We start from the raw sequence: 24,406 nt of genomic DNA on the forward strand, positions 1-24,406 counted from the left end.
GCGTTTACGCTATTGAAGATTTTGTAGTATTTGCTTGCAATATTTTCACTTCGACATTTTGCTTATACGCAAATGACAAATTTATCGCAAAATGATTGCTTAGCTAACGTAAAAGTATATTCTATACCTACATTTTGCCAAAATGAAGGCATAGCGAGTAAAAAACATTCGTCTATACCGACATTTTGGCAAAAACGCACTATAGAAACATCGACAGCGTCGGTAACATCAACATAACGCCACTCGTTTCGGCGCAGACAACACCAATGCTATGCACGCAAAAGTAAAGATTCGGGATTTTACGCAAACATACGCCCCCACTTTCAAAAGTGAAAAAATATTAAAGTTTTGAAAGTAAAAATACGTGTTTGCTTTCAAAAGTAAAAATACTACGAGCTTGAAGATAACATTAGCGACGACGCAACGTTAGAGCGCGAACTTTCGCCACTAAAAGCAATAAAAGACTCATACACTAAAATCCTACTTGCAAACACTCGCCACGATTCTTACGACGTTGAAGGAATCCACGTAATAGACATAGAACAATGGCTAATTGACGCAAAGTGAGTAAAACATAAAAAGGGTTTGTTAGAAGTAATCTAACAAACCCTTAAAACCAGAAGGAAGAATCCCGTCCCTAGCAGGAAACAACCAACCAGCAACAAGCATCAAGCACAATCAAACAGCAACCCAAACTCCACATGGTAAGAAAAGGAAATTTTCGGCAAACCACACGAAAACCCAAGCCACTATTTGAAAGCTTGCGATACGCGTGAAGCAAAACAACACGCGTATCACACGCTCAACGCAAGCCTTTTAACTTAGTGACGCATCTTGCGAACAGCAGCACCCATACCAGCAAGCATAGAAGCAGCCAAAGCAGTCAAAGCAACACCAACACCAGCATTACCAAGCTTCTCGCCAGACTTACCATGACCATTGCCACCCTTAGCAGCAAGCTCACCCTTAGCAGCAGCCTTATCAGCAGTCTTCACATGAACACCAGGAACAACAGGCTTTGTTTCAGGCTTGGATGGAGTATTCTTATCATCCTTCTTAGGAGTTACTTTCTTGCTCTCAAGCTTAGCTAAAGCAGCTTCATCATCAGCAAGCTTCTTCTTAGCAGCATCAACAGCAGCCTCAGCCTTATTAGCAGCAGCCACAAGAGCAGCAACTTGAGCCTCGGTAACTGCGCCTGCCTTAACTAATTGGTTCAACTTACCATCTTTGCCAAGAACAAGAACATGAGTTGCTTGGCTTGAATCTGCAGGAACAACACCATCAACAGTAACTGTTGCTGTATTAGTGTTAGCATTAGCGTAAGCAGAGCTTACCTTATCATTCCAGTCCTCAGCAGCTTTGATTTCCTGCTTATCCTGCTCGATAGTAGCCTTAAGAACAGAAGCATCAGTACCATCAGAAACCTCAGCAAAACCATTATTCTGGTTATACATTGGTATTAGAGACTCAGCCATTGCTGGGGTTGCCATTGCGAAGCCGGCAAGCAAAGTAGCGCCAGCAGCGAAAGCGGCGATAGCCTTCTTATTCATCATTTTAATTTCCTTTCTTCTTCTCCTCTGCGTTAGGGGCGCAGAGAAAAATTTGCTCCACAATCCACAACATATGGATAGTGGTTTAAACACCAGCCAAAACTAGGAGCAGCTAGCGTTTGCTTATTAACATACCCCCCCCCCGTTTAAAAAAGTCAAGAGGCACCCACACAAAACAAACAGAAAAAAATAATGTTACACACAAACTAATCCACAATAAAAACTATTTTCACCATAATATTTGCGGATTAACACTAATAAAACCGTAAAAACACATTATTTCAAGGTTTTTAAAGAATTTTCCCAGACTTTTCTCAGGAAACTACTAAGCAAGAACACTAACACTATAAAACCATTGAAAAATCAACATTCCACACAACCCACACACGCAACACGCCGACACCACGCAGCGCCACACCAACGTCAAACCAACACCACACGAAATGCCACGCTACAATACAATCGCTCACAACTAGATTCCCGCATTTGTTCCCTTTTTAGCAAAATAGAAACAAACGCGGGCAAAAAGAAACAAAAAGCAGGAGCCGCGATAAATAATCGCAAACTCCTGCTTATCTAGCGTACCTTATTACAAAAGTCAGCCTTAGATTAACTTAGATCACATTAAATCACCTTAGCGTTAGGCAACACATTGCCGTCCTTATCAACGTTACAACTGTGCTCAACAGCAATAGTAATATTGTCTGAGTCAACAGAAAAGAATCCGTCAGTCACCTTAAAAACATGACGAACGCCATTCAAATCGTCAACCTTTACAAATCCGTGATCAATCAACGCAAGCACAGCCTCATGCCCAGGAAGAACACCCATTGCGCCATTCACAGAAGGAATAACCACAAACTTGGCATCGCCTTCCCAAACAGGATGCCTGGCTGCAACCACACTAACGTGCAGCGTTTTCACTTGCTTTTCTGCCATAATCACGCACCAAACTCTTGCTTCATATCGTGCCAACGACGCTCAAGATCATCGATGCCACCAATGCCAGAGAACGCCTGCTCAGGAATCTCATCGTAAGTACCATTGCAAATTCGCGTAAACGCCTCAATGGTCTCATCAGCTGGAACATAAGAACCTGGACGACCAGTGAACTTTTCAGCCACATAGAAGTTCTGACCAAGGAACTGCTCAATCTTACGAGCACGGCTCACAGTGGTCTTATCTTCCTCACCAAGCTCATCAATACCAATCAAAGCGATGATGTCCTGAAGCTCCTTATTACGCTGCAAAATAGCCTTCACACGATTAGCGCAATCGTAATGAGCCTGACCAACATAACGCGGATCAAGAATTCGCGAAGTAGAAGTCAAAGGATCCACAGCTGGGTAAATACCCTTAGCCGCAATATCACGCGAAAGCTCAGTAGTAGCGTCCAAGTGCGTAAAGGTTGTTGCAGGTGCAGGATCGGTGTAATCATCTGCAGGCACGTAAATAGCCTGAAGCGACGTAATAGAATGACCGCGCGTAGAAGTAATGCGCTCCTGCAACGCACCCATTTCATCCGCCAAGTTTGGCTGATAACCAACTGCAGAAGGCATACGACCAAGCAACGTGGAAACCTCAGAACCTGCCTGAGTAAAGCGGAAGATGTTGTCGATAAACAGCAACACATCCTGATTCTGAACATCACGGAAATACTCAGCCATAGTCAAAGCAGTAAGAGGCACACGAAGACGAGTCCCAGGAGGCTCATCCATCTGACCAAAGACAAGCGCTGTTTTCTCCAAAACGCCAGCCTCAGCCATTTCGCCAATCAAATCGTTACCCTCACGAGTACGTTCGCCAACGCCAGCAAACACAGACACACCACCGTGATTCTGTGCAACGCGCTGAATCATCTCCTGAATCAACACGGTTTTACCAACGCCTGCGCCGCCGAACAGACCGATCTTTCCGCCCTGTACGTAAGGCGTAAGCAAATCGATAACCTTGATACCAGTTTCAAACATTTGAGTCTTAGACTCAAGCTGATCGAAAGCAGGTGGGTTGCGGTGAATTGGCCACCTTTCAGTAACCTCAATGTTTTCGCCTGGTTTAGCGTTTAAAATGTTACCAGTTACGTCAAAAACGTGACCTTTTGTAACATCTCCAACAGGCACAGAAATTGGTCCACCAGTGTCTCTAACTAAAGCGCCACGGACCAAGCCGTCCGTAGGCTTAAGTGCCACTGCTCGCACAGTTGAATCACCAAGGTGCTGCTCAACTTCCAATGTAATCTCGTGGACGGTATCTCCCTCCGTGTTTCCAACGGTGTTGATATCCACTTTGAGAGCATTGTAAATATCTGGAAGATAGCCGACTGGGAATTCAACGTCAATCACGGAACCCTGAACACGGGTTACGCGACCAGCCGTTGGATCGGCTTCCTTTGCATCTTCTGGAGGTGCTGTGGTCTGATCTTCAGCCATATGCTCCTATTCCTCCTCATTATTCAGCGCGTCAGCGCTGCCGATAATCTCGGTAAGTTCTTGTGTGATGGAAGCCTGGCGAGAAGCATTAAGCTTTCTTGTCAAATCCTCCACCAAATTGCGGGCGTTATCTGTAGCCGTATGCATAGCATTCTGTCTACTAGCTGTTTCGGAAGCAGCAGAAGTAAGCAAACATTCGTGTATACGCGATTGAATATACTTTGGCAAAACCGAATCCAACACTTCGTCTGGACTTGGCTCAAAGCAATATTCCACAGCGTCCGGATTACTGCGGCTAACAGCTTCTTCTCGAGCCGAAACCGCACCCGTAGACGAAAGCGAAGCCGAAGGGCCAGAAGCTGCCTCGTAATCTGGACGATGCATAGCAAACTCTTCGCCGTCCTTTAAAGGAACCAGCTCAACTGGAAGCATGCGCAGAGTACGAACCTTCTGCCTCACCATGTTTATAAACTCGGTGAATACAATGTAAAGCTCCGAAACTCCTCCATCTTCTTCTGGAGTCATATACGCATCCATTAAAGTATCGGAAATTCGCTCCGCAATAGTCACATCAGGATGATCAGTAGACCCTTCCCAAGTGCCTGCAACATCGCGATTACGATACTTGTAATAGGTTGCGCCACGGCGACCATACACGTACAGCTCAGCGTGCTTTCCTTCCGCATCCAACTTTGCGAGCAACGCCTCGGTTTCTCGAATAATCGAAGACGTAAACGCGCCAGCCATGCCACGGTCTGAAGTTAACGCCAACACGGCTACGCGATTACCCGAACGTTCTTTACCAAAAATAGGATGCTTAATATTCGCTTCATGATGAGCTACCAACGCCTGCACGGCATCGAAAATTGCGTCGCTATAAGGCTTAGCATTTAGAGCGATATCACGCGCTTTTGCTATATGAGAAGACGCAATCATTTCCTGAGCCTTAAAGATTTTACCTAAAGACTGTGTGGAAATAATTCTCGATTTCAATGCAAGTTGGGAGGACATACGCTACTTCCCCTCAGATTCACGATTATCCGACTTCGGCTTTGCAACAAGCTGCTCTTTTTCAACTGGAGCAGGGTTTTCAGCTGGAGGCAGAGAATCCTTAACAATCAAAGGCTTACCTGCAGAAGTCTTAAACATCCTACGGAAGTCCTCAATTGCAGCATCAAGCTTCGATTCTGTTTCTTTGGTGAAATCTTCAGTATCGCGAATCACTTGCAAAATGTCGGTTCCCTTATCGAGATAATCCAATAATTCGCTTTCAAAACGCAAAACATCTTTTACAGGAATATCGTCTAGCTTTCCATGAGTGCCTGCCCACACGGAAACAACTTCTTGCTCCATAGAATGAGGCGAGAACTGCTTCTGCTTAAGCAACTCGGTTAAACGAGCGCCACGAGTGAGCTGAGCCTTGGAAGCTGCATCCAAATCGGAAGCGAACATTGCAAAGGATTCCAAAGACTTGTATCGAGCCAAAGAAATCTTAAGCATGCCAGAGACCTTCTTCAAAGCCTTAGCCTGAGCAGCACCACCAACACGAGACACGGAAATACCAACATCGACTGCTGGACGCTGACCTGCGTTGAACAAATCGGACTGCAAGAAGATCTGACCATCAGTGATAGAAATCACGTTGGTTGGGATGTATGCAGAAACGTCGTTTGCTTTAGTTTCAATAATTGGCAAGCCAGTCATTGAGCCGCCGCCCATATCGTCGGAAAGCTTTGCGCATCTTTCTAGCAGACGAGAGTGAAGATAGAACACATCGCCTGGATACGCTTCACGCCCAGGTGGGCGACGAAGAAGCAAAGAAATCGAACGATATGCTTCCGCTTGCTTAGACAAGTCGTCGAAAACAATCAAAACGTGCTTGCCGTTGTACATCCAATGCTGACCGATTGCAGAACCAGTATAAGGTGCAATGTACTTAAAACCTGCAGAATCCGAAGCTGGGCTTGCAACGATTGTTGTGTACTTCATAGCGCCTGCTTCTTCGAGGCTTTGACGTACAGCAGCGATTGTTGAACCCTTTTGTCCGATTGCTACGTAAATGCAACGGACTTGCTTCTTTGGATCTCCACTTTCCCAGTTTGTGCGCTGGTTAATAATCGTATCGATTGCGATTGCTGTTTTACCAGTTTGACGATCGCCAATAATCAACTGACGCTGACCGCGGCCAATTGGCGTCATTGCGTCAATTGCCTTTAAACCAGTAGACAAAGGCTCGTCCACAGGGTGACGATGGATCACGTCTGGAGCCTGGGCTTCAAGAATACGACGCTCCTTGCATTCAATCGCACCAAGACCATCAATTGGATTACCCAATGGGTCTACTGTACGACCAAGATAGGCGTCTCCCACTGGCACCGATAACACTTCGCCAGTGCGGTAAACTTCCTGCCCTTCTTCAATGCCCGTAAAATCGCCTAGAATAACCACGCCGATTTCGTGAGCATCAAGGTTAAACGCTAAGCCAAGGGTGTCGTTTTCGAAGGTGAGCAGCTCGTTTGCCATGCAGCCAGATAATCCAGCTACGTGCGCAATGCCGTCACCAGCCGTAACAACATAACCAACTTCTTGTGTTGGCATGTCTGCCGGCTTATACGAGTCAACGAACCCGTCAAGTGCCTTGCGTATAAGGGCGGGATCAATAGATAGTTCCGCCATAATTCTCCTTATTTAACTTATTTCACTGCCTGTGTCCAAGCACCATTTCGCGCAGAACGCTGCAACTGCTTAAGCTGCATCAACATTGTGCGGTCTGTTACTTGATCGCCTATACGTATTCGCATACCACCAAGCACGTTTGGATCCACAATTGGGTTTATGTAGGCACGATGACCCAACTTGTTGCTGTAAATCTCAATCAAACGCTTGATTTGCTTATCCGTAAGAGGCTGAGCGGTTGTAACCGTAACCAAAGTTTCGCCTGCTTCGCGCTCAAAACCAGACCATGCGCCTCCAAAGCTGCCCGTCTTGCCACTTTCTGCACCGCCATGCCAAGTACCTACAAGATAGTGCATAATGCGCAATACAACAGGATGCGCCTTACCTCCAATAAGCTCGTCAATCAGTCGTGACTTATCTTCCGAAGACCTATTTGGATCGGTAATAGCGTCAGAAAGCTCTGGGTACTTTTCTAGCGTATCCATCATTGTTGAAAGCTCATCAGATATGCGCTGAGCTTCGTCATGAGCATCTGAAATGGCTTGCGCAAGCGAAGAACGCGATAAGTTTTCGCTTACTCGCGATGCCTTTTCTGGCATTCTTACCTCCTAATTCATGCAAAACTTAAGTAGCAATTAAGTAATACTAAAAAATCGTTTTAGCTACTCTTTTAACTACCTGTTTTGACCCGAACTCTTAACGTCTCCCACTTCATCAATAACATGATCAATGATTTTGGAGCCTACGGTATCGTCATCTAGCTTAGACGCAAGAATCTTTCCAGCTAATGCTGCAGCGAGTACCGATACCTCTCCTTGGAGGCTAGTCATGGCGTGCTTATGCTGAGCCTCAATGGAATGCTGAGCTTCGCTAATGATTTTCGCAGCGTCCTTTTCGGCACGCTGTCTTGCTTCATCAACAATCTTGGAAGCTTGTGCACGAGCCTGTTCGCGAGTTTTTGCGGCATCTGCTTGAGCTTGTGCAAGTTCTTCTTCCATCTGGCTCTTTAACTCATCAGCTTCACGCTGCGCGTTTGCTGCTTTAGCCATTCCGCCTTCGATTTTTTCTGCACGCTCATCGAGAATTGCCTGGAATTTAGGCATAACGAACTTGTAGAAAAACGCTGCAAGAATTACCAAAACAACTAACGACCACACTACGTCGTAAGGCTCAGGCAAGAACAATGCCAAACCATTACTCTCAGATGAATGTGCCATGGCTTGTCCTTTCTATTCTTTCAACACTTTTATATTTGTGCTGGAACGAGTTGTTTCGTTCGGTTCATTTTCCCATAATGTAGGCAACGAATCCAAGCAAGCCCAGAACCTCGATGAATGCCAAGCCAACGAACATGAACAGCTGAATACGGTTTCCGACTTCTGGCTGACGTGCAGTGGACTCCATAGCTTTAGCAACGACGATTGCCATGCCAAGTGCAGGAGAGATTGTTGCCACAGCAAAGCCAAGAATGCTCAGGTTACCGATCAGTCCTGCTAGAGCGATGATGTTATTCATTGGTTTCCTTTCCGTTAAAACAGTAACCAGTATAAACCCATAAGATGTGTAAAATCTGAGAGTTAAGCTAATGCACTATGCAACAGCAACAGCAGATTTTTCTTCTTCCTCTGGGTAACTTTCCGAAATGTATACGGATGCAAGCACGGTAAAGATAAATGCCTGCAATCCTGCTACCATAATTTCGAATAGGGTAAACAGAATGCCACCAAGCAGCCATAATGCACCGCCGAAGGCAAGGAGTTTATTGCTGGAATCCACCACAAAGAAGTTGGTGAATACTAAGCAAGTGGCCACCAGCAAATGGCCAGCAATCATATTCGCAAACAAACGGATTGTAAGCGAAAGTGGTCGCACAATTATTAATTCTATGAGCTGCAATGGCGAAAGAATAAAGTAAATCGGCCATGGCACGCCCGCTGGGAATAATGCTTCACGGAAGAATCGCAAAAAACCTTTTTCGCGTATGCCAGCAATAAGATATTGGCATACAACCCATAAAGCAAATACAAGCGGACCAGTAATGGTTGCGGTTGCAGCCATATTCAATCCTGGAATCACAGAACAAAGATTAAAGAAGAAAATTGTTATGAACAATGTAGACATCATTGGCACGTAACGCTTGCCGCGTTCTTCGCCAATCATCTCGTACACAATGTTGTATCGTACAAAGTCCATTAGGATTTCTAGCACGCTTTGGAATCTACCTGGAACAACCTTTGCACGAGCAGCACCAATTCCAAAAACGATCATAACAATCACTGCCATAAGCACACGCACTAAAATAATGCGGTTCATTGCAAATGGTGTGCCTTGGAACAAAATCTCCGGAGGTAAAAACTCATCAATCTTAGGCAACTCTGGACTTTCTGAAGCTAGCAATACTGCCGAATTCACAGTGCCAGCTAAGACTCCGATAGCTCCACTCATCAGCTCCTCCTTATAAGGCGTCGTTTATATCGCTACTCACGTCTGGTTAATACCAATCCATCAAAAGCTAAGTTGTATAAACAGCAAATCCTGAAAATCTATTCGTTGGCGTGCGTACGAAACGAAAATACATCTCTAAAAAGCTGATTCTACTCTTGGTTCGTACATTTAAGTCATATCGTTGATTAATAACGAGTTTTGCACTTATAACAGAATTAGCAAGTCGATAGCCAATTGTTTATTGTACTCCACTTCTGTTTAGAATTAAACTATTTTTAGATTTATTTGTTGTATTTATTTTGCACAAAAATTACACAAATCTTCGGTTGCTGGCGACTAACAACACAAAAAGCAAATAGAAACACGCCGAGAACTTGACAAATCACAATTTGCACCTATCGTAGATAGAGCTGCTAAAAGTAGCCGACGCGGGGTGGAGCAGCTCGGTAGCTCGCTGGGCTCATAACCCAGAGGTCCATGGTTCAAATCCATGCCCCGCTACTAGAAAGCCAAGAATCGCATATTTCTCACGAATGCGAATCTTGGCTTTTCTTTTACTTTTTATCCATCAGGTGCAATCATCCATAATCAATAAAGGAGAATTGCTAAGCGACGACGCGCACGATTCAAACGCTCATCGCCAGCTGGAAGCATCGCAAAATACTCAAGCATACGTTCTTTAATAACATCTGCACTATCGCGATGACCAGCAAGAAAATCAAGAAGCCTACTAAAAGCATCTTCAATATGACCATCAATCATATCCACATCTGCTACAGCAAGCTGAGCGGAAGCATCACCAGGATTATCACCAGCAGCCTTGCGCACAGCCTCCACATTTGTGTTTGTATTTCTGCCAAGAAGCAATGCTTTAGCGCGTTCGCGAGATGCCAAAGAATCATTCGGGTTAGCCTGCAATACTTTTTCATACTCACTTGCAGCTAAAGCATAATCGCCATTCATAGCCGCCTCATGCGCAATTTTGTGTTCTGGTGGAACATCAGAAGAATCTACAGAATCCGCAGAATCCGCAGAATCCGCAGAATTATTGCCTACACCAGAATCACCTGCAGAATCACCTGAATCAACATAAGGAGCCATCCCAGCTACACCAGATTTTTCCGCAACTTTAACCAGCTGAGGCAGAATATCATTACAAATCTGCTGCAACTCATCTGCACTAGGCAATCCCTGACAAATAGGCATTGGTCTGCCTCCAACCAATCCATATACAGCTGGAAGCTGCTGTGCGCGTAAAGCTTGAGCAATTGATTGGCTTTCATCCGCATCAATACGAGCAAGCTGCATTCTGCCATCTAACGCAGTAATAGAATCCGCAAGTTTTTGTGCTAAGTCATAAGAAGTTTCATCGCTTTTTTGCCATACAAGCAAAATAATTGGAAAACTTACAGAAGTCTGAACCATTGCCTGAAAAGTTTGTTCATTAACATCAATCACATACCCACAAGCAGGAGGCATCTTAGACTGAGGTTTTCCTGACTTTTCAGCCGCTTCTCGTTTTGCAAGAGCTTCTGCTTTGCGCTTTACACCTTCCAAGTCCACTGCTCCAGCCAGAGAGAATCCGCCTGGGTTCATACCCATCGATTGTGAATCAACCATAATTTCCTCTTTTGCTTATATTGCTTACAACTTTGCTTACATTTCTTATATTGCTTATACAACTGCTTACAGGGCTTCTACCTTTATAGGCTGACGCTCCGCTCCCACAGGCACAATCTGCGCATTAGAGCCAGCTGGTGGAACAACCATTGCTACAACATTTACGTAAGTCACACGCATTGTAGAAGTAGCTTTAGCATTTCCAAACAAAGCTTTCTCCTCGTCAGACGCTGGTCTTGATTCTCGACCTTCTCCAGCTCTCCTAGTCCACACGGAGTCAATACGCGCAACTACTAAATCACTACCATCGCTTGCGCGCATAACGCTAATCTGATTTGGAACTGAAGCAAAAACCTGTTCTTGAGAACCTTTGTTTCGCTCCATTCCTGCTTGAACAGTCTTCGACAATTCTGCTAATTTTGCGCGCAAATAATCACTAGCAAAACTCTTTGCAAATTTACTAGATTCTCCTTGCTGCAGAACATCAGCATAAGCCGCTGCTGCCGCATGAGGAGTCATAACAAGACCAGAATCATTTGCTTTACCCATTGAAGCGCCGATTGAAGAAACAGGGAATTTTGGCAGACGCACACCAGGGAACAGTCTTGCAACTGCCCACAATTTATAGTTTGAGCGTGCCCTATCCTGACGGATCACCAACAATCGCTTAGACTGCTGGTCTTTTGTTGTAGTAGTAATCGTCATCAAATCACGAGGCCAGTTTGCATTCGTAGGCACAATAGTCTGAGCAACTTCACGAGGAATTGTTGTTTTTGGATCCAATTTTCCTGTTTTAGCTGCAATCGCAAGCTCACTAGTTCGCACAAGCATTGCAGGACCACTCATATAGCCATCAAGATTACTAGAATTCTTCTCTTCATTCGCGCGCTCTAGAGACCTCAAAACTCTTAAACGTATATCTTTTTCTCTAATAGACGTTACGTTTGGAAGCTCCTTTGTGCTATGCCCCTCAGCGGCTTTAGGAACTTGACCATCGCAAGCGCTAAGAGCAAAACACATAATTAGCGATATTATTGTAGCGAATGTAAAACTTACATAATATTTGATTTTATGCGCATAAAACATAGTCATACTTACTTTCCACACTCACTTTTGCTCATTTCCACGCGCATTATTTTTACGCTTACGATTCTGGTTATAGTTTGAATTCGTGTTGCCACCAGCGTTTCTGTTATTTGCATTATTTTCGCCGCTATTTCTATTACGATTATCTAATTCGCTAGATCGACGATTTTTGCCATATTTTTGCCCGCGCTGACTATGCTGATTATTCTGACTATTCTTACGCTGGTCGCGATGATTACTCAAATCACGATTATTCCCTTGATTTCGCGACTTGCTGCGATTATTTGACTTTTCATTGCTTGAGTCGCAAGCCTCCGCTGATTTACTACGATTATCCCTATATTTGCGATTTTCTACATCTCTACTACTAGAACGACCATCTTGATTGTCATGCGAATCACGATTTCTTCTACCATATCTACTATTGCGGTTGCCGCGATTGCTATGACTCGACTTTCTAGAATTATTATTGCTACTATTCCCTGAATATTCCTTTGAAGATTGCTTTTTATTAGAATCATCATTCAAAGAATCTTTGGAATCACGTATAGCATCTTCATCTTTAAAAGAATCATAGGAAGATTTATCAGAAGAAGCATCAGAAACTTCTAAAACAGTAGACGAATCGCTATCATTCTTGGAAACATCCGAGAATGATTCACTAGCAAAACGAGCAAAATAAGACTGCAAATCTTCTTTAGAAATCACAGCAGTTTCATCCAAAGATGGAGTTGGAGAAGAATTTAAACCAGACTTTACGTTTACAGACAAATCCACGGTTGCTTGCGACTTTGCAACACGAGTTTTTGAATGAGAACCATGACGAGCATGAGAAGCTGAAGAACCTTTATGCCTTGACTTCTTATCTTTAGCAAAACTGCCAAAAATACTAGCCATTGTGCCAGCAAAAGCATCTGAGAATTTAACTTCTTCGTCTCTGGAGACACTTTCTACAGTAATAAGACCACTTCTACTAGCCACCAAACGCTTATTACGCCTGCGATGTGGAGCCATAGCGAACACAGAAGCAGAAAGGACACAAAGCAGAGCAAACAGTGCTCCAACAAAATACAAAGGAGTTGCAAAATCTGGAAGATTGTGTCTACGCCAACGAAACTCTACGAATGCTTCAGGAGAATTTTTACCTAAGTCAATAATCAGCACGCGTCGAGAAATCCTTGCACGCAATGCGGATGAAACTTTTTGATGATTCGACTGGCTATTTTCTTGATTTGCTTGATTTGCTTGATTTACAGCATTGCCACTGCTCAAATCTCCAGGAACAATGTTCTCAGATTGTTCAAAATCTTCCGCATTAACAAACAATTTAGCCAAACCCATTTGGCAAGTAGCATTAGTCCACAAATCTGAATCTTTAAAATCTACATCTTTAGAAGCCTTAGAATAAGAGTTATTCGCGGAATCTACAGAATTTTTGTTATTCACATCTGACTTTGCAGAATCATCCGCCTTCATAGGGACAGTAGAAAGATTCTCCCAATCTTGCAAACCAGTTATTCTCTGTACAGAGTAGCCACGAGTCCACCCACGAACATCTTTAGCCAAACCAACTGCTACACAAATCGGCTTACGAGTATTAAGAGCCGCAACACTAATTTTTACGCGGTAATCCACAAGATTTAAAACACCTGGATCCGTAACAATGTATCTTGAACCATACACGTTTGTATGAGCCGAAACAATAGAGTTTGGCTTCCAAACTGTGGCATTAAGAACACCAAGAACAATACTAAGCACAGCAAGCAACCCAAAAATAGGTGCCACGATTCCTCGCATAAACTTAGCTCGTTTTGTAGGTCGTTGCATCAAACCTCTTTCTGCATCCTAATCAGCAATAAATCATGCATTATGCTTGTAATCAGAGCATGAATTCTTTTTGATATTCGCCTTAATAATCGTCATATCGTATTTGCTCCTATCTATTCTACAATCTTTCATAATCTTTTATAATTAATCGATTGTTATATTTATTAATCTTTTACAATTCTTCGTAATATTTAATATATTTGCTACTGAATAATTAAAATCAGACTCAAGCGATAGTCTTAAACCTATGAGAAAAACCAGATTATACACAATCAAATCTTTTGCAATACGCGCAATTAGCACAATTAGCGCTGCAGCCTTGTGTTTTACAATGGCATCTTGCAGCGGGAATAGCACGAATGATAACGGAATGGCAGACCCAGCCGCGAATGCTGCTGGAATGCAAGTTTTAGGCGGCGTTAAGGCTAGTGGAACTTTAGGCAAACAACCAAAGGTCGATATAACTACTCCTATAGACGTAAAGCCAAATTCTTACGCCATTTTGCAAAACGGAAACGGTGCTAAAATCCAAGAAAATAGTCGCGTATGCGCTAATGGCATTGTGTACAATGCTAAAAACGGCAAAGAGCTTATGAACACATGGAAACAAGGCAAACCAGATTGCTCAATCGTTGTTAAAAAAGGCGTTACGAGTAAACCTTATTATGCACTGTTTAAGGGAAGAAAAATTAATTCCACGATTGCATTTGGTGTGCCTGCAAATCCGCAAACTAAGCAAGATGCGTACGTAATGGTGTTAACTCTTGTTTCTTCAATGAAATCTCTTGAACGCGCAACAGGCAATAAAGTTAAGGATATCCCTGAAAATCTGCCGAAAGTAACTCTGAGTAAATCTGGAGAACCATCGTTAGATAAGAATAACTACGTGCCAGATGGAAAGTTGGTTTCTCAAACTTTGATTGAAGGAACTGGTAAAGAGGTGACCAAAGAAAGCACTGTAACCGCTCATTACACTGGCTGGACTATCGATAAAGACGGCAAATTGCATCAATTTGATTCGTCATGGAAGCGCGGCACGCCTGCAGACTTCTCTCTTGCAGGTCAAGTGATTCCAGGATGGACTAAAGGCTTAGCTGGGAAGAAAGTCGGATCTCAAGTTCTTTTGGTAATTCCTCCAGAAGATGGCTATGGCAAAGAAGATAAGAAGGATGCACAAGGAAATGTAACAATTCCTGCAAATTCAACGCTTTACTTTGTTGTAGATATTCTCTATGCTTCCTGATCTATTAATCTCTTAATGATTAATTCTCTTAATGATTAATTACCAATCGAATCATGCCGCGCTTGAATAAATCTTGCGCGGCATTTTTATACGTAAATTTACGTAAATTTCGTAATAAATTACAGATAAAGCAAAAAATCGTTAAGCTAAAACAGGCGAAGATCGTTAGACTCAACACCGCGCATTTCATCGTAATCGAGGATTAAGCAAGTAAAGCCACGATCCTCAGCCAAAACTCGCGCTTGCGGGCTAATAGTCTGCGCAGCAAAAATACCTCGAACTGGTTTAAGCAACGGGTCTCGATTCAACAACTCACAGTAACGAGTAAGCTGCTCAACACCATCAATACCACCGTGTCGCTTAATCTCAATAGCAACATGAACACCGTTTGAATCCTGCGCCATAATATCCACGGGGCCAATAGCAGTAGGATATTCTCGGCGAACCAATGTAGCACCATCGCCAATACGCTCAATTTGCTCAGCTAAGTAGCGCTGCAAATGGTCTTCTACACCATCTTTAACAAGACCTGGGTCTGTGCCTAAATCATACGAAGAATCGCTATAAACGTGTTGCAGAACAATGCGAAGCAGGTCATTGCCCTTTTTTGCAGCAATTTTTAAAACAGTTCCATCGCCAAAAACGCGCGAAAAGTCGAAAGCCTCCGTGCTACAAGCGCCGACAGCACCATCTGAAGAAACAGAACTCGAATCGTCGTCTTCACAAGAACAATCGTTATCTTTAGAAACATTTCCATCAATAACGCGCATAGTACAAGGAGCAACCATCCAATTAAGTGGCTTATAGGACCCTAACTCTGAAAAAATCAGTACACTACCATCAGCCTTAATAAGCAACACGCGCTTAGCCACTGGAAGACTTGCATTAAGCCTACCCGTATATTCTGCACTACAATCCGCAACAATAATTCGCACACAAAAAGCGTAGCATAAATCGCGTAACTACTTGCACAAAAACTATCTGCCCAAAGCCGCCGCCAAATCGCGATTCTGCCAGCGCTGATGCAACGCGCAATAGCCTCCAAAAAGCAAGAGCCAAATAATGCCGCCAATTGCCGATCCGCGAGTGTCTTCGCTAATAAACAGCGTTATGTACACAAACACAAAGAATGCAATAGTAAGAGAATTAAGCAGCTTATAATGCGGCATAACAAAACCATCTGGCATAAAATCAGCAGAAGCGCGGTACTTTCTGTGCGTAACCATAATCAAAATGTAAATCATGATTATTACTGCCGAAGACGCAGAAGCAAACACAATAAACGCGCCATGCACTCCAGGAATTGAGTTAATAATCGGAGAGAACAGGATTAGCGCAGCAGAAAAAATGATTGCTCGTGCAGGAACTTTAGTGCGCGAAACTTTGCGCAAATGTGAAAGAACAGGAGAATTAGATTCTAGCGCAATTTGATACATATGCCTTCCTGCAGAATAAAGCAGCGAATTAAGCGCAGAAGATGCGGCTGTTATTACCACAAAGAACACAAGCGCCGAAGCCCAATGAAGCCCCGCATATTGGAAAACCATTATAAACGGAGACATATAAACGCCTTTAGAATCGGTAGCTTTAAATTGTTGCCAAGGAACAATTAGCATGATTGAAGCAAGCGCTCCAACGTAGAAAATCAAGATTCGCATAATAATCTCGTTGATTGCCTTTGGCAAAACTTGGCGAGGATTCTTAGTTTCCGAAACCGTAACGCCTACAAACTCAATAAGCTGGTATGCGTAGAACACCATTTGGAAACTCATCAAAAATGCCAACCATCCATTTGGCATAAGCGAGAAGTTGTTGAAAATATTGTCAAAGCCTGCGTGGCCTGCAGGATTTGCAACGCCGCTAATCTGTGTTGCAGGGTAATGGTAGCCAATAATAACCATAACTGCAGCAGTTGCAATAAGAGCCACAATCAACGTGATTTTAATCATTGAGAACCAAAACTCTGTTTCGCCAAATAGCTTAACAGCAACCAGATTTATGCACACTAAAGCAGCCAAAAACGCTATTTCTATAAGCCATTTCCAGCTGCTAACGTCTATGCCAAAAGTTTGGAAAAATGTAACACAATACGTACTTACAGCCGTAATCTCACTCATGCCAATAAGCACAAGCACTATCCAATACGACCATCCTGCAAAATCGCCCCAGCCTTTGCCCAAGTATTTAGTAATAAAACTAATAAAAGTGTGCTGATTTGGGTCTTTATACATAAGTTCGCCAATGCCGCGCATAAGCAAAAACATGATTAAACCAACAATTATGTACACAAGCATAATGCTTGGACCCGTAAGACTAATGGATTTGCCAGAACCTAAGAATAGTCCCGTGCCGATTGTTCCGCCTATAGCAATGAATTGCACGTGTCTTTTTGTAAGGCTGCGCTCCATCTTGTTAGTGTGACCATTGTTAGTTTGGTCAATATCACTCATTGCTATAACTCCATTCTTTTAGGCGTGAGCTTTCAATTTTATAAGAACCCGTAAATATTTGAATTTCATTATTCAACTTTATTCAACACTTTTAAGCGAACTAACAGGGTCAATGCGGTCTAACGCGGGATTAGTTGACCATTGAACAATTAAAGCAAAAATCAGCGTTGCAAAGCCAGCAATAACATAGCTTAATGGAGACACTTCAACCTCAAAATACAGAGAAGGCATGCGCAAAGCATTTGTTAACAAGCCTGCAACCAATCTTCCAAGAGGCAAACCAACAAGAATACCAATTACAGTAAGAGTAAGCATCTCCTTATGCACGTAAGCATGAACTTCTCTACGATAAAAGCCAAGAACCTTTAAAGTTGCCATCTCTCGCGCACGTTCCGAAATATTAGTGCTTGCCAATGTAAACAGCACAGCTAACGCCAAACCTGCTGCAAGAGTTACTATAAGCGCAACCACAGCATTCATTAAATCAAAGCTAAACGAATGTTTCATGCGCGTAATGTTCATAACAGCTAACACGCCATCCCTATCTGCCACATGGTCTGCGTAACGCATTCTTGCATCATCGTCTCCACGAAGACGCATAATTAGCGCATTATTCTTAACATTTTTCCCATTTTTAAAACCGAATATTCTTTCATAGCAGCGAGAAGTCATATAAATATTTGAACCAATAAGATTACGCACGACTGCACGCAACTTCACTTTTGCGCGCTTAAAACTGGAGTTTGTTATTGTAATATAGTTTCCGCTCGCAATTCCCAACGACGATGCTGCACTCTGTGAAAGAAGCGGACCATCATCATTAAGTGAAATATTTTGCAAATTATTGTTAACATCTTGTAGACGAACCATATTAGACAAAGCTGCGGCATCTTTAACAACTACGATTTGTACGCTTTCAGAATCTCCAACGATTTTATTATGCGAATTGTTATTGGAATTGCTATTAGATTTACCATTATCTGCATCGCTTTTTGCGATTTCTCCAGAGCTAATGTAGGCAGGCAAAATGGTATCAACAAGATTGCTGGATTTATCTTTTTGCACACTTTTCTTCATATTTTGAAATGCATCTGGAGTGGAAATAGAAATCATATCGTAGCGGTAAATGCCGTCATATTGGCGGATTCCAAGAGTGACTACAGTATCGTTTAATGCTAAAGCACACACGATTAATGCCGTGCAACCAGCTACACCGCCAATCGTCATAAATAGTCTGCCTTTAAAACGAGCCAGATTCCTTATAGATACTTTGTTGAGGAAACTTAGACGATTCCAGATAAAAGGTAAATGTTCAAGAAGCACGCGAGCGCCAGCTTTTGGAGATTTTGGACGCAATAATGCCGATGGTACTTGCCTTGTCTCCCTCCAGCTTACGATTATTGTGCATATTGCAACTGGTATTACAAACGCGAGTACACAAATCGAACCATAAAGCCAATCGTATCGTAAAACAACTCCTGGAACTGTGTACAATCCGCGCAAAATCTTAAGTAGTAAAGATGGAATTGCTAAGAATCCTAGAATATCGCCAATTCCGCCGCCTACTAGACAGGCAAAAATCGCAAAGAAAGCGTGCCTTGTTATTGCTGCGCAACGTCCATAACCTAAGCTTAAGTATGTTCCAATTAGTCCTCGTTCTTCTTCTACCATTCTTGCCATGGCTGTTAGGCTCATCATCATTGCCACCACAAGAAAAAGCACTGGGAAAGCGTATCCAAGAGATTGAATCGAGGCAACATCAGAACGCAAGCGAGTATAGCTCCCGTTTGATATGCGAGCAAAAATATGCCATCTTGCTTGAGGAACATGCTTTTGCACTTCTGGCTTAATTTTTGCGTAAATTTGCGCGCGAGCCTTAGCTAAAACCGAGTCGGGAGCGTTTTTAAGCATTGGCATATTGGCTATAGTTTGATCTACTTGTTGATTAGTCTGGTCTTTTACAACCTGATTTGTGCGCGCCTCTTGGCAATCGCTTTGCACACTGTCTTTAATCTGGTTTGAAGCATTTGCCACAATTGCGCGATACTTTTGCGAAAAATCGTTAACGCGTCGAGCCTCATTTAGGCGCACATATATAGCTGTGTATGGAAGATTATTTGTGCTTTCAGTAATCGCAGAGGTAAAAATAGGGTAGCGTGATATTACGGAATTGCGGAAAGCTTTTGATTGATACCCGTTTGGATTATCCAAATCGTTTACGTCTAACACGCTTCCTGTAATTAGAAGCTTATATTTTTGATTTTGAATCGGTTGATTAGACGAATTAGGCTGATTAGCGACTTGTTGCATACTCAAAAACAGTGTGCTACCAATGCGCAATCCGCTATCGTGCAAAAATCGTTCAGTTACCACAGCTTGACGATTGTTTGTTGGCATATTGCCACGCATCAAATGCAGACGATTCAGTTTTTTAACATTGTGATTATATTGAACTACGTTCATTGCATAAGACAAATTGGCATTATTCGAAGGATGAGCAGTAGCTTTAAACGACTTTCCCGCCTCTGCTTCACTAACAAATGGCAATTTTTTGATTGCTTTAACATCTTTGTCAGTCAAACCAAGCGTAGAAACAATTTGTAGGTCGTAAGCTTTGAGCTTAGAGTAAGTGTCATTTGCTCCAAGAAACATATCGTTGCATCCTGCATAAATGCCAGTCATAACAGCAACGCCAAGCATTGCTATAACTGCTAGTATGCAAAAACGACGCCATTCGTGAACCCACATTCTAATAGCACTAATAAAAACCATTGGAAAAATAGAGCGTGAGCGCTTATTACTAATCGCATATTTACGCTTGATTTTCTTAGATTTTACAGTTTCGCTACTCACTACAAACCACCACTCTACAAATCACCATTCAATATCTGCAATTGCCGTAGGATTTTCTTGTATTGTTTCGCTCACGACTTTTCCAGAATGGAATCTCACAACTTTATGAGCCATAGGAGCAATAGCAGCATTATGAGTAATAATAAGAACCGTCATTCCTTCTTTTTGGCAAATATCTTGCAATAATTGCAAAACAGCTTTTCCGGTTTCATAATCTAACGCACCCGTAGGCTCATCGCATAAAAGCAACTTAGGCTTTTTGGCAAGTGCGCGCGCAATAGAAACTCGCTGCTGTTCGCCTCCAGAAAGTTGTGCTGGGAAATTATTACGTCTTTTTTCCAAACCTACGTCAATAAGTGTTTGAGCTGGATCAAAATGATCTGAGCAGATTTGTGAAGCAAGCTCCACGTTTTCTAACGCCGTCAAGTTTGGAACAAGATTATAGAATTGAAAAACAAAACCAATATCTTCTCTTCGATACTTTACAAGCCCACGACCATTTAGCTTTGTAATATTTAAATCACCAACAGTTACGCTACCGCTTGTTGCCGTATCCATACCGCCTAAAATATTCAATGCTGTAGTTTTACCTGCGCCCGAAGCCCCTAGTATTACGGTGAGCTTACCGCGCTCGGCTGTAAAACTAGCATCATCTAGAGCGCGCACAACACTTGATCCAGATGGATACTCTTTTACAACATGATTAAAAGTTATGTATGCCACAATACACCTTGCTTACTTACTACCTAATGACGCTTTTTCTATTAACTTCTTAATTTATTAGATTAATATTTAATACTCTTCATTGGAATAGAGATACACCACGACGTGCAGTACAATACGCGTTGCCAAGCCAAGTATGCCTTGAATTTGGCCATACAGCTCCAAGACGAGGAGCACCTTGACTCATCCAAATACTCGGCACTCTTCCATCGGAACTTTTAGACCCAAGAAGATTAAAACCATTTTTTATTTCAAGCCAGTCTGGATGCTGAGTAACAACCGCCAATCCTTCTTCTAAAGTCAAAGGAAGACGCTCGTCTGAATCTATAAGTTTTCTGGCAACATCTGGCTCACGATTCAAATACGATGTACCTGTATGAGGGTCTAATGCCAAGTAAAACGGACCTTCTGGAGGCTCAAAACCATCTTGTGGCAGGAAACTAGCTATATCTCTAGGCGGCATTGTTGTAAAACCAGCCATACGATCAATACTCGTCCTAGAAATTAAGGATTCTGGCGAAACTAGCTCACGAGTAGGCACAAGAAGAATATTAGTACCCAAATCGCTTTGATCAAGAGCGCGAATAAGCGGCAAAGCTAAAGCACGAAACGATGCAGCACTCATATCTGCAACATCTGGGTAGCCAAGAGCAACAATACGATCAAGCTGCTTTTGTATTTCTTGCGAAGCTATAGACATAATTACATTTTACGTAAAATTTTTTATAATAGCGAATTCGCGCAGGTCTAATCAATCCACAAAGTGTCGTTTTTTAGCTACGATTTCCGCCAATTGCACAGCATTAAGAGCAGCACCCTTACGAAGATTGTCATTTGTAATAAACATTGCCAATCCACGCTTTCCATCAACCGCTTGATCTTGGCGAATACGCCCAACATAGCTCGCGGATTTTCCTGCAGCAAGCTGAGGAGTAGGAATATCATCTAGCGCAACGCCAGCGGCCGATTTTAGCACTTCGCGAGCCATATCTGGAGTTACATCGCACTCAAATTCGGCATTAATGCTCATTCCGTGACCTGTAAAAACGCCTACGCGCACGCATGTGCAGCTTGCTGCAAGCTTTGGCAGATGCAGAATCTTACGACTTTCATTGCGAAGCTTTTGCTCCTCGTCGGTTTCTTGCGAACCATCCTCAACAATCGCACCAATGAATGGCACAACGTTGAATGCGATTGTGCGCGCAACTTTTGTTGGTTGCGGAAAATCAATAGCATCCCCATCAAACACAAGCTTATCCGCGCCCTGATCTAAGGCAGATTGCGCTTCGTTCATAAGCTGCAACGCTCCAGCTCTGCCAGCTCCAGAAACCGCTTGATAAGAAGATACAATAAGTCGCTTTAAGCCAAAAGCATCGGAAAGCGGCTTTAAAACAGGCATGCACGCCATTGTTGTGCAATTAGGGTTGGCAACAATCCCACGCGGAATATAATTTAAATCTTCTGTATTTACTTCTGCAACTACAAGAGGCACATCGTTATGCATACGCCATTGAGAAGAATTATCTATTACTATTGCACCCGCATCTGCAAATCGCGGTGCCCACACTTTGGATGTTCCGCCGCCTGCAGAGAAAATCGCAATGTCAATTCCACTTAAATCTGCTTTTTCTACATCTTCTACAACAACATCTTTGCCGCGATAGTTCAAAACAGTTCCAGCAGAGTGTGCGGAAGCCAAAAATCGCAAGTTTTTAATTGGAAAATCGCGCTCGTCTAATACGCGGCGCATAACCATTCCAACTTGGCCAGTGGCGCCTAAAACCGCAAGGTTTACGCCTTTGTTGCTTATAATTGCCATTTTGTCTCCCTTATTTTGCGTGTTTTTGCGATTTTCTTTGATTTTTGCGATTATTTAAGCGTGATTTTTGCGCGCGATTAGCGTCCGCTTCCTCCATAAACAACAGCTTCGACTTTGCTTGCGTCTAATCCGTAGGCTGTGTGAAGCGCACGAACCGCTTCGTCAAGCTGTTTTACTGGAACAATCGCTGCAATACGAATTTCTGATGTAGAAATCATCAGAATATTAATACCGTGATCGCTTAGCGCTGTAAAGAAGGTTGCCGCGAGACCAGAATAGGTTTTCATTCCAACGCCAACAACTGCGACTTTGCCAACAGAAGGGTCCACATCCATAGACGTAAATTGCAATTCGCCGCGCGCGCCCTGCAAAACCTTGCAAACGGCGTCTAGGGACGAGCTTGGAGCCGTAAGCGATATGTCAGCCGTTTCGGTGGATGCGCTTGCCTGAGCAATCATGTCTATGTTAACGTCTGCAGCAGCAAGAGTTGTAAACACTTTTGCAGCGTTTCCAGGCTTATCGGGAACGCCTCGAAGAGTAATCATAGATTCGCTTCTATCGTGTGCAACGCCAGAAATCACAGGGGTCTCTGGGCCTAAGTCTGGGAATAAATAGCCCATTGTTGAGCGAATGTCTACATTTGTTATTTTATTTGCCATTTTTGCCGCCTTATGTCTATTGCCTATGCGTTCTGTCTGTTGTTATGCTTGTGTCGTCTTTAATAAATAATTAGCTTAAATTCGGCAAACTCTTTGGATTTACTCCACTCGGCACAATTAATGTTCCGTTTCTGTGCGAAAACGAGCTGCGAACATGAAGAGGCATACTGAATCTTTGTGCGTATTCAACGCATCTCAAAGCTAACACTCGAGATCCGCAAGATGACATCTCAAGCATTGAATCATAATCGATAACAGGAATTCGCTTTGCGGTTGGAACAATTCGAGGATCTGCCGTAAATACGCCATCAACATCTGTGTAAATCTCGCAAACATCTGCTCCAAGAGCAACAGCAAGCGCCACTGCCGAAGTGTCTGATCCGCCTCTACCAAGCGTTGTGTCGTCACCAATCTCGCTGATTCCTTGGAATCCTGCAACAATAGCAACACTGCCTTTTTTAAGCGCATGCTGAACACGATCTGGCTTAACAGCGCGAATATGAGCTGCTCCAAATTGCGCGTCTGTCATAAATCCAGCTTGAGAACCAGTAAAAGAGTATGCGTGCGAGCCTTGAGCATGAATAGCCATTGCTAGAAGACTCATGGAAATACGCTCTCCTGCAGTCATAAGCATATCCATCTCTCTAGCAGGAGGATGCGCATTTACACTCATTGCTTGGTCTATCAAGTCGTCTGTGGTATCTCCCATAGCGGAAACGACAACAGCAACATCGTTACCAGCAGCTTTTGTGTCAAGAATCCTTTTGGCCACACGCTGAATTGCGTCCGTATCTTCTACGGACGATCCACCGTATTTCTGCACTATAAGAGCCACTGTAACCCCTTATGTTCAGCCGTCACTATTATCTAAAGCACGCTAATGCAATAAGAATTAATCCAAATAAGACTAATCTAAAATTAGACTATCAACTGTGCTCTATTTATTTTTAGTTTTAGAGATATTATGAGTGGCGTATATACAACAAGCGGTTTCTTGCGACTTATCAAACGCGTTTGCTTATGAAT

General features: G+C 43.0%; 21 protein-coding genes, 1 tRNA gene and 1 pseudogene. 3 read left to right on the forward strand and 20 right to left on the reverse strand.

Annotated features, from left to right (window positions below; genetic code table 11):
• Positions 1-387 precede the first annotated feature (387 nt).
• Positions 388-567: pseudogene (locus HXT19_RS06060) on the forward strand (ATPase); the annotation flags it as partial.
• 254 nt (positions 568-821) lie between these two features.
• Here the strand turns inward: HXT19_RS06060 and HXT19_RS06065 are convergent.
• The 9 genes from HXT19_RS06065 to atpB form a co-directional block, all read right to left on the reverse strand.
• Entirely contained in the window at positions 822-1,553 is a 732-nt protein-coding gene (locus HXT19_RS06065) for a hypothetical protein (RefSeq protein WP_009994308.1), read from the reverse strand.
• 621 nt (positions 1,554-2,174) lie between these two features.
• On the reverse strand, positions 2,175-2,489 hold the full coding sequence (locus HXT19_RS06070) for a F0F1 ATP synthase subunit epsilon (RefSeq protein WP_004114210.1): 315 nt from the start codon (positions 2,487-2,489) through the stop codon (positions 2,175-2,177).
• A gap of 2 nt (positions 2,490-2,491) precedes the next feature.
• On the reverse strand, positions 2,492-3,979 hold the full coding sequence (gene atpD, locus HXT19_RS06075) for a F0F1 ATP synthase subunit beta (protein WP_004116286.1): 1,488 nt from the start codon (positions 3,977-3,979) through the stop codon (positions 2,492-2,494).
• Positions 3,980-3,985: 6 nt separating this feature from the next.
• On the reverse strand, positions 3,986-4,990 hold the full coding sequence (locus tag HXT19_RS06080; RefSeq protein WP_004114205.1) for a F0F1 ATP synthase subunit gamma: 1,005 nt from the start codon (positions 4,988-4,990) through the stop codon (positions 3,986-3,988).
• Positions 4,991-4,993: 3 nt separating this feature from the next.
• Positions 4,994-6,655, reverse strand: a complete 1,662-nt coding sequence (gene atpA / locus HXT19_RS06085; protein WP_004116290.1) for a F0F1 ATP synthase subunit alpha — start codon at positions 6,653-6,655, stop codon at positions 4,994-4,996.
• Between the two features lie 17 nt (positions 6,656-6,672).
• Complete coding sequence (locus tag HXT19_RS06090; RefSeq protein WP_004114200.1) at positions 6,673-7,254, reverse strand: F0F1 ATP synthase subunit delta; 582 nt, start codon at positions 7,252-7,254, stop codon at positions 6,673-6,675.
• Positions 7,255-7,329: 75 nt separating this feature from the next.
• Entirely contained in the window at positions 7,330-7,872 is a 543-nt protein-coding gene (locus HXT19_RS06095) for a F0F1 ATP synthase subunit B (protein WP_101887745.1), read from the reverse strand.
• 64 nt (positions 7,873-7,936) lie between these two features.
• Positions 7,937-8,170: an ATP synthase F0 subunit C gene (gene atpE / locus HXT19_RS06100; RefSeq protein ID WP_004114197.1), complete on the reverse strand. Its 234-nt coding sequence runs from the start codon at positions 8,168-8,170 to the stop codon at positions 7,937-7,939.
• 75 nt (positions 8,171-8,245) lie between these two features.
• On the reverse strand, positions 8,246-9,100 hold the full coding sequence (atpB, locus tag HXT19_RS06105; protein WP_004574496.1) for a F0F1 ATP synthase subunit A: 855 nt from the start codon (positions 9,098-9,100) through the stop codon (positions 8,246-8,248).
• 427 nt (positions 9,101-9,527) lie between these two features.
• Here atpB and HXT19_RS06110 point away from each other — a divergent pair.
• A tRNA-Met gene (locus HXT19_RS06110) sits at positions 9,528-9,601 on the forward strand.
• Between the two features lie 87 nt (positions 9,602-9,688).
• Here HXT19_RS06110 and HXT19_RS06115 read toward each other — a convergent pair.
• From HXT19_RS06115 to HXT19_RS06125, 3 genes are all read right to left on the reverse strand, one after another.
• The gene (locus tag HXT19_RS06115; RefSeq protein ID WP_285067914.1) at positions 9,689-10,720 is read right to left on the reverse strand and encodes a co-chaperone YbbN; all 1,032 of its coding nucleotides are present in this window, start codon (positions 10,718-10,720) and stop codon (positions 9,689-9,691) included.
• A gap of 66 nt (positions 10,721-10,786) precedes the next feature.
• Positions 10,787-11,812 (reverse strand): hypothetical protein, encoded by a 1,026-nt coding sequence (locus HXT19_RS06120; RefSeq protein WP_422119673.1) that lies wholly within the window; start codon positions 11,810-11,812, stop codon positions 10,787-10,789.
• Between the two features lie 15 nt (positions 11,813-11,827).
• Positions 11,828-13,633 (reverse strand): hypothetical protein, encoded by a 1,806-nt coding sequence (locus HXT19_RS06125; RefSeq protein WP_422119674.1) that lies wholly within the window; start codon positions 13,631-13,633, stop codon positions 11,828-11,830.
• Positions 13,634-13,880: 247 nt separating this feature from the next.
• On the opposite strand from HXT19_RS06125, the gene HXT19_RS06130 reads away from it, so the two are divergent.
• Complete coding sequence (locus HXT19_RS06130; protein ID WP_004114189.1) at positions 13,881-14,876, forward strand: FKBP-type peptidyl-prolyl cis-trans isomerase; 996 nt, start codon at positions 13,881-13,883, stop codon at positions 14,874-14,876.
• Positions 14,877-15,022: 146 nt separating this feature from the next.
• Here the strand turns inward: HXT19_RS06130 and nucS are convergent, their stop codons facing one another.
• The 8 genes from nucS to HXT19_RS06170 all read right to left on the reverse strand — a co-directional run bounded on the left by nucS (position 15,023) and on the right by HXT19_RS06170 (position 24,215).
• A complete protein-coding gene (gene nucS, locus HXT19_RS06135) occupies positions 15,023-15,811 on the reverse strand; it encodes an endonuclease NucS (protein WP_004114187.1) in 789 nt (262 codons plus the stop codon).
• Between the two features lie 42 nt (positions 15,812-15,853).
• Entirely contained in the window at positions 15,854-17,326 is a 1,473-nt protein-coding gene (locus HXT19_RS06140; protein WP_004114185.1) for an amino acid permease, read from the reverse strand.
• 78 nt (positions 17,327-17,404) lie between these two features.
• Positions 17,405-20,179, reverse strand: a complete 2,775-nt coding sequence (locus HXT19_RS06145) for an FtsX-like permease family protein (protein ID WP_422119675.1) — start codon at positions 20,177-20,179, stop codon at positions 17,405-17,407.
• A gap of 21 nt (positions 20,180-20,200) precedes the next feature.
• Complete coding sequence (locus HXT19_RS06150; protein WP_285089068.1) at positions 20,201-20,902, reverse strand: ABC transporter ATP-binding protein; 702 nt, start codon at positions 20,900-20,902, stop codon at positions 20,201-20,203.
• A gap of 79 nt (positions 20,903-20,981) precedes the next feature.
• Positions 20,982-21,602, reverse strand: coding sequence for a DUF5701 family protein (locus HXT19_RS06155; protein ID WP_004114180.1), 621 nt, complete (start codon positions 21,600-21,602; stop codon positions 20,982-20,984).
• Between the two features lie 51 nt (positions 21,603-21,653).
• Complete coding sequence (locus HXT19_RS06160; RefSeq protein WP_064623355.1) at positions 21,654-22,721, reverse strand: aspartate-semialdehyde dehydrogenase; 1,068 nt, start codon at positions 22,719-22,721, stop codon at positions 21,654-21,656.
• Positions 22,722-22,798: 77 nt separating this feature from the next.
• Positions 22,799-23,380, reverse strand: coding sequence for an ACT domain-containing protein (locus tag HXT19_RS06165; RefSeq protein ID WP_064623353.1), 582 nt, complete (start codon positions 23,378-23,380; stop codon positions 22,799-22,801).
• A 70-nt stretch (positions 23,381-23,450) separates the two neighbouring features.
• Positions 23,451-24,215, reverse strand: a complete 765-nt coding sequence (locus HXT19_RS06170; protein WP_004116323.1) for an aspartate kinase — start codon at positions 24,213-24,215, stop codon at positions 23,451-23,453.
• Positions 24,216-24,406 lie beyond the last annotated feature (191 nt).

This window comes from Gardnerella sp. DNF00038, assembly GCF_049262855.1.
Classification (GTDB): Bacteria; Actinomycetota; Actinomycetes; order Actinomycetales; family Bifidobacteriaceae; genus Bifidobacterium; species Bifidobacterium vaginale.

What these genes read in the sequence shown, in the direction of transcription:
- HXT19_RS06065 (WP_009994308.1), bottom strand. Translation starts at nt 1,553, where the DNA reads ATGATGAATAAGAAGGCTATCGCCGCTTTCGCTGCTGGCGCTACTTTG.
- HXT19_RS06070 (WP_004114210.1), bottom strand. Translation starts at nt 2,489, where the DNA reads ATGGCAGAAAAGCAAGTGAAAACGCTGCACGTTAGTGTGGTTGCAGCC.
- atpD (WP_004116286.1), bottom strand. Translation starts at nt 3,979, where the DNA reads ATGGCTGAAGATCAGACCACAGCACCTCCAGAAGATGCAAAGGAAGCC.
- HXT19_RS06080 (WP_004114205.1), bottom strand. Translation starts at nt 4,990, where the DNA reads ATGTCCTCCCAACTTGCATTGAAATCGAGAATTATTTCCACACAGTCT.
- atpA (WP_004116290.1), bottom strand. Translation starts at nt 6,655, where the DNA reads ATGGCGGAACTATCTATTGATCCCGCCCTTATACGCAAGGCACTTGAC.
- HXT19_RS06090 (WP_004114200.1), bottom strand. Translation starts at nt 7,254, where the DNA reads ATGCCAGAAAAGGCATCGCGAGTAAGCGAAAACTTATCGCGTTCTTCG.
- HXT19_RS06095 (WP_101887745.1), bottom strand. Translation starts at nt 7,872, where the DNA reads ATGGCACATTCATCTGAGAGTAATGGTTTGGCATTGTTCTTGCCTGAG.
- atpE (WP_004114197.1), bottom strand. Translation starts at nt 8,170, where the DNA reads ATGAATAACATCATCGCTCTAGCAGGACTGATCGGTAACCTGAGCATT.
- atpB (WP_004574496.1), bottom strand. Translation starts at nt 9,100, where the DNA reads ATGAGTGGAGCTATCGGAGTCTTAGCTGGCACTGTGAATTCGGCAGTA.
- HXT19_RS06115 (WP_285067914.1), bottom strand. Translation starts at nt 10,720, where the DNA reads ATGGTTGATTCACAATCGATGGGTATGAACCCAGGCGGATTCTCTCTG.
- HXT19_RS06120 (WP_422119673.1), bottom strand. Translation starts at nt 11,812, where the DNA reads ATGACTATGTTTTATGCGCATAAAATCAAATATTATGTAAGTTTTACA.
- HXT19_RS06125 (WP_422119674.1), bottom strand. Translation starts at nt 13,633, where the DNA reads ATGCAACGACCTACAAAACGAGCTAAGTTTATGCGAGGAATCGTGGCA.
- HXT19_RS06130 (WP_004114189.1), top strand. Translation starts at nt 13,881, where the DNA reads ATGAGAAAAACCAGATTATACACAATCAAATCTTTTGCAATACGCGCA.
- HXT19_RS06140 (WP_004114185.1), bottom strand. Translation starts at nt 17,326, where the DNA reads ATGAGTGATATTGACCAAACTAACAATGGTCACACTAACAAGATGGAG.
- HXT19_RS06155 (WP_004114180.1), bottom strand. Translation starts at nt 21,602, where the DNA reads ATGTCTATAGCTTCGCAAGAAATACAAAAGCAGCTTGATCGTATTGTT.
- HXT19_RS06160 (WP_064623355.1), bottom strand. Translation starts at nt 22,721, where the DNA reads ATGGCAATTATAAGCAACAAAGGCGTAAACCTTGCGGTTTTAGGCGCC.
- HXT19_RS06165 (WP_064623353.1), bottom strand. Translation starts at nt 23,380, where the DNA reads ATGGCAAATAAAATAACAAATGTAGACATTCGCTCAACAATGGGCTAT.